Here is a 5,299-nt window from a genome sequence, read left to right on the forward strand (position 1 = left end):
ACAGTGCAAGCCTTGTATCGCTGGCATATGAACGAGCAATCGTCGACCGATATCGAAGCAGAATTTCGTATCGACTACGATTTTTCGCACGTTGACCTCGAATATTTTCAGGCTTTGCTGCACGGCGTGGTTAAAACCCATGCCTCAATCGACGCCTATTTAGAGCCGCTACTCGACCGTAAGTTGGATGATTTGGATGCTGTCGAACTGGCCATTCTAAGAATGGGCTTGTTCGAGCTGAAAGAACGCTTGGACGTGCCTTTTAAAGTGGTGATCAACGAAGCGGTATCTTTGACCCGCAAATTCGGCGCGACCGACGGTCATAAATACATCAATGGTGTCCTAGACAAAGCCGCCCGCGGTCTGCGCACTGTCGAGCTTGGCTTGTAGATGGGCTGAGGCAAATGCCTAAACCCATGTTCAAAAACCACGTCACTACTTAACGATAGCGCCATGGGCGAATTCGACCTCATAAAAACCTACTTTACCGGTCTCGACTTTGGCAGCAATGTCGAACTCGGCGTGGGGGACGATGCGGCACTACTGCGTGTCCCCGAGGGTGAACACCTGGTGGTGTCTGTCGATACAGCGGTAGCTGACGTGCATTTTAGCGATCACACACTACCCGAAGTCATCGCCTATCGCAGCATTGCCAGCGCGGTCAGCGATTTGGCCGCCATGGGCGCCAAACCCTTAGGCATGACGCTAGCGCTTACCCTACCAGAGCAAGACGAATGGTGGCTGCGCAGCTTCAGTGAAGGAGTGACCAAAGCCGTTTACATCTTCGACTGCCCCTTAGTGGGCGGCGATACCACCAAAGGTCCTTTGTGCATTAGCGTTACGGTGCACGGGTCAGTGGCACCACAAAACGTGCTTAAACGCTCTGGTGCCAAACTCGGGGATGTCATCTGCGTATCGAACACACTAGGAGACGCAGGCGCAGGCCTAGCGCTAGAACTTGGCGAACTCGATATCGACAACGACGACCACTATCAAGCTCTGCATGATGCTTGGTGCTATCCCCAACCGCAATTGGCATTGGGACAAGAACTGGCAGGCATCGCCACCAGCTGTATCGATATTAGCGATGGCTTACTGGCAGACTTGAATCACATCCTAACAGCCAGCGGTATTGGCGCCGAGCTTTTGTCGAGTCAAATACCCTTGTCGCAAGCCTTACTTGATAGCATGGGTCATCAGCGCGCGTTAGAGCTCGCCCTGCACGCAGGCGAGGACTACCAGCTTTGTTTTACCCTACCGGCAAGCATCACTCCGCCAGACACCTGCAGGGTCATTGGTTTAGTCGTCACGGAACGGACACTTACTGTAGATGGCAAACCGGTTGACGCCAAAGGGTTCACGCACTTTTAGGGGTGTTTCTAATCGTTGGTTCTCTAGTGGCTAGATTTCTGGCACCCAAACAGACGATGTAAACTCGAGGAAAATTCGTTTACATCAACACACGACACAAATCATGAGAAGGGAATCACGATGAAGGTATTGGTTGTTGGCGGCTCTGGCCTTATTGGCGGCACTATCGCTTTAGAACTGCAAAAGCGAGGACACGATGTCACCATTATGTCGCGCAAAGCAGCCGACTCTGGCCCACTCGCTGGTTTTAAACACCTAGAGGGAAACTATATCTACGACAATATTGATGATGGTCGCCTGCAAGGCTTCGATGCACTGGTGTTCTCTGCAGCGGCGGATATCAGAAACATCCCACAAGACGGCTCCATCACACCCGAGGCGTTTTACACCCAGGCCAACGATATTGCGGTGCCACGCTTTTTCCAAGCCGCAAAAGATGCGGGTATCAAAAAATCGGTATTGATTGGCACCTTTTACCCCCAGGTCGCGCCACAGCAGATTGGCGTCGACGCTTACGTCACTTCACGCCACAACGCTGCCCAAGGTGCACTAGCCCTAGCCGACGAGAACTTCAGCGTTTGCGCCTTAAACCCGCCCTTCGTGCTAGGTCATTTAGAAAGCGTTTCCGCACCGCATTTGGATGCATTGGTGCACTATTCACGTGGTCATATCCCCGACATGCCGGTGTTTGCACCCAAAGGTGGCACCAACCACATCAGCACTCACTCGCTGGCCATCGCTACCTGCAATGCGCTAGAAAACGGCGAGAACGGCAAAGGTTATCTGATAGGCGACGAAAACCTCAGCTGGAAGGAATACCTAGAACTTTGGTTTGCTGCCGCGGGTAACCCCGTAGAGCTCGAAGTTCGTGACGAAGAACACCCCTTCTTCCCAAACATCATTCTGTTCGCTGGCCCTGGTGCAACCGTTAGCTTTGACATGAGCGACGAAGACATGGCGGTTCTTGATTACCCGCGCAATCAAATTGCCGACCTAGTCAAAGAAATCGTCGACCTGACCCCGTAGCACTTTTAGTTCGGCATGGTAAGGTAAGCGAACAAGCCCACTAGTGGAGTAAACGCATGAACCAAACGCTTACCATTGCCGGCATGCCTGGGTCACCCTATACCCGTAAAATGTTGGCGGTACTTAGGTATCGCCGCATTCCGCATAGAACCGTTACGCAATACACCGCAGAAGATGAAGCACTCCCTAGACCTAAGGTACCTGTTATCCCCTATTTGGTGTTTCCGGGCGAGGATCACGCTCGATTTGACAGCACCCCCCTAATCAGCGAGCTTGATGCGCGCCACACTGAACGAAAGGTACGCCCTAATGATCCAGCGCTAGCATTTATCGACGCACTCATTGAAGACTACGCCGACGAGTGGCTGACCAAGCCCATGTTCCACTACCGTTGGGCGTATCAGGCTGACGCCGAGCAAGCCGCTGCGGTATTGCCGCGTTGGAGCAACACCACACTCTCTGAAACGGAACTACAAGCCCGAGGCGAACTGTTTGCTCAACGGCAAATTGATCGGCTTTGGGTCGTGGGGTCAAACCAAACCACCGGCCCATTGATTGAAGATAGCTATCACCGTTTGCTGGACATACTCGATAAGGCGCTCACTGGACAACGGTTTCTGCTGGGTAGCAGACCTGGCGCTGGCGATTTCGCGCTGTTTGGACAACTCACACAGTTAGCGCTGTTTGATCCAACCCCCCAAAAACTGACCATGCATAATGCTCCACGGATTGTCGCGTGGACTCAGTGGATCGACGATTTATCGGGTATTACTGTTGCCGACGATGGCTTCTTGGCCCTTGCTGATGCGCAAGATCGACTCCGGCCACTCTTGAGTGAGATTGGACGCGTGTATGTCCCGGTCATGCTGGCAAATGCGAAAGCGCTCATCGAAGGTCACGAGCAAGTCGTATGCAGAGTCGATGGTGAAGAATGGGTTCAGAAACCCTTCCCCTATCAAGCTAAATGCATCAAAGCACTGCGTAATCAGTTTGTCGCCTTACCAGAGATTCACCAGCGGCAGGTACTCGACTGCCTGAACGGAACCGGATGTGAACCATTGGTCACGGGCTAATTGAACAAAGGCAACATCATGCTGACGCCACGATACAGTAGCTTTTCTTTGTCTAGACCGGTATGCGCGCTGTTGAGTCTGTTACTCATTAGTGCGTGCAGCCCTGTAGAAGATCCAAGTTTGTATCCCGAATACGACGAATCTTCAATGCTGGCGACGCCCGCAAAACCCGCCACGCCTGCGTCACCCACCAAAAATGTATTCTTTGGCGATCTGCACATTCACACTTCTTACTCTACTGATGCCTACACCATGGGAGTTCGCGGTCTGCCCGATGACGCCTATACTTTTGCCAAAGGCGGGACGATCAAACACCCCCTCGGAACCGCCATACGCCTTAAGGAGCCGCTTGATTTTGCGGCGGTGACCGATCACTCCGAGTTTTTGGGTGTGGTGCGCGAGGCGGTACCCGACACCATCCTTGCCAAGCGCTCGATTCGCGAGAGGTTGCTTGAGGACGGGCGCTTGCTGAATACCTGGTTATTTCTGAGAATCGCGCCGGGTTTTAGTCTGAAAGATCTGCAAATAGACAACGTCGACGAAATCGTGCAGACCACGTGGCAAAACACCATCGAAGCCGCCGAAAGGCATAATGACCCCGGGCGCTTTACCGCCTTCATCGGGTACGAGTGGAGCTCTATGCCCAATGCCGAGAACCTTCATCGCAATGTGATTTACCGCGGCAACAGAGGCCCAAGGGTGCCATTTAGCTCGCTCGATTCAGAGAATCCCGAAGACCTTTGGAGTGCGCTTGAGGCTCAGAGAAAGCAAGGCCTTGATAATATCGCCATCCCACACAATGGCAACGTGAGTAATGGCCGCATGTACGAAACCACGACTTACCTAGGCGAGCCAATAACGCCAGAGTATGCCGAGCGCCGAATCGCCAACGAGCCCATTAGCGAAATCTTTCAGGTAAAGGGGAGCTCCGAAACTCACCCTACACTTTCACCCAATGACCCCTTCGCTGATTTTGAAATCGTCAACCAGATGTTGGGGCGTGAAACACAAAACTCTAAGCCCAGGGGCAGCTACATGCGCGACGCTCTTCGCACCGGCATCGAATTTGCTCACGAACGTAACTACAACCCCTATCGCTTTGGTGTGATTGGCTCCAGTGATGGACATAATGCCAGCTCACCAATCGAAGAAGACAACTACCACGGCAAACTGCCCTTACTCGATGGCAGTGCTGCCATTCGCTTAAAACAAATGTACCTGCTACCCGAAGAGGCACAGCGCGCTGAGCGCTGGGGAGCGGCAGGTCTAGCCGCGATATGGGCCCGCGAGAATACGCGCGACGAGTTATTTGATGCCATGCGCGCAAAAGAAACCTATGCGACATCGGGCACGCGGATTCAGGTACGCTTTTTTGCGGGGTTTAATCTAGACGATGACTTATTGTCCGATCCCAATTGGATCAAAAGTGCATACGCTAAAGGCGTCCCGATGGGTGGCAAGCTTACTGCCAGAGACGACCGAAACCCCACTTTCATCGTGCACGCCAGTAAGGACGCTTTAGCCGCCAACTTGGACCGTATCCAAATCATTAAAGGCTGGGTGGACAATAAAGGTAAGTCACACGAGAAGATTTTTGATGTAGCGCTCTCTCCTAGTCGCGAAGCCAAATCTGATACCGCGCAACCTAACAGTGTTGGAAACACGGTGGACGTCACTTCAGCGACTTACACTAACACCATCGGTAGCCCGCAGTTAAGTGGCACGTGGCAAGACCCCGAATACAATCCGGAACAACACGCGTTTTACTATGCCCGCGTGCTCGAGATACCCACACCGAGATGGTCGACTTACGACGCTAAAACTTTGGG

The 5,299-nt window shown here is 52.8% G+C and carries 5 protein-coding genes; all 5 read left to right on the plus strand.

The annotated features are described in order from the left end of the window. Positions 1-390 (plus strand): transcription antitermination factor NusB (gene nusB, locus ACTF5Z_RS08345; RefSeq protein ID WP_438985237.1); only part of this gene is annotated, 390 nt, incomplete at its 5' end. 63 nt (positions 391-453) lie between these two features. Continuing rightward, a complete protein-coding gene (gene thiL, locus ACTF5Z_RS08350) occupies positions 454-1,371 on the plus strand; it encodes a thiamine-phosphate kinase (protein ID WP_438985238.1) in 918 nt (305 codons plus the stop codon). Between the two features lie 120 nt (positions 1,372-1,491). Further along, on the plus strand, positions 1,492-2,397 hold the full coding sequence (locus ACTF5Z_RS08355) for an NAD-dependent epimerase/dehydratase family protein (RefSeq protein ID WP_438985239.1): 906 nt from the start codon (positions 1,492-1,494) through the stop codon (positions 2,395-2,397). 56 nt (positions 2,398-2,453) lie between these two features. Then, on the plus strand, positions 2,454-3,470 hold the full coding sequence (locus ACTF5Z_RS08360) for a glutathione S-transferase N-terminal domain-containing protein (RefSeq protein WP_438985240.1): 1,017 nt from the start codon (positions 2,454-2,456) through the stop codon (positions 3,468-3,470). An 18-nt stretch (positions 3,471-3,488) separates the two neighbouring features. Further along, a partial coding sequence (locus ACTF5Z_RS08365) for a DUF3604 domain-containing protein (protein WP_438985241.1) occupies positions 3,489-5,299 on the plus strand: 1,811 nt, incomplete at its 3' end.

It is taken from the genome of Aequoribacter sp. (genome assembly GCF_965659035.1).
GTDB lineage: Bacteria > Pseudomonadota > Gammaproteobacteria > Pseudomonadales > Halieaceae > Aequoribacter.

Excerpts from the sequence above, each read along its gene's own strand:
- thiL (WP_438985238.1), top strand. The coding sequence starts at position 454 with ATGGGCGAATTCGACCTCATAAAAACCTACTTTACCGGTCTCGACTTT.
- ACTF5Z_RS08355 (WP_438985239.1), top strand. The coding sequence starts at position 1,492 with ATGAAGGTATTGGTTGTTGGCGGCTCTGGCCTTATTGGCGGCACTATC.
- ACTF5Z_RS08360 (WP_438985240.1), top strand. The coding sequence starts at position 2,454 with ATGAACCAAACGCTTACCATTGCCGGCATGCCTGGGTCACCCTATACC.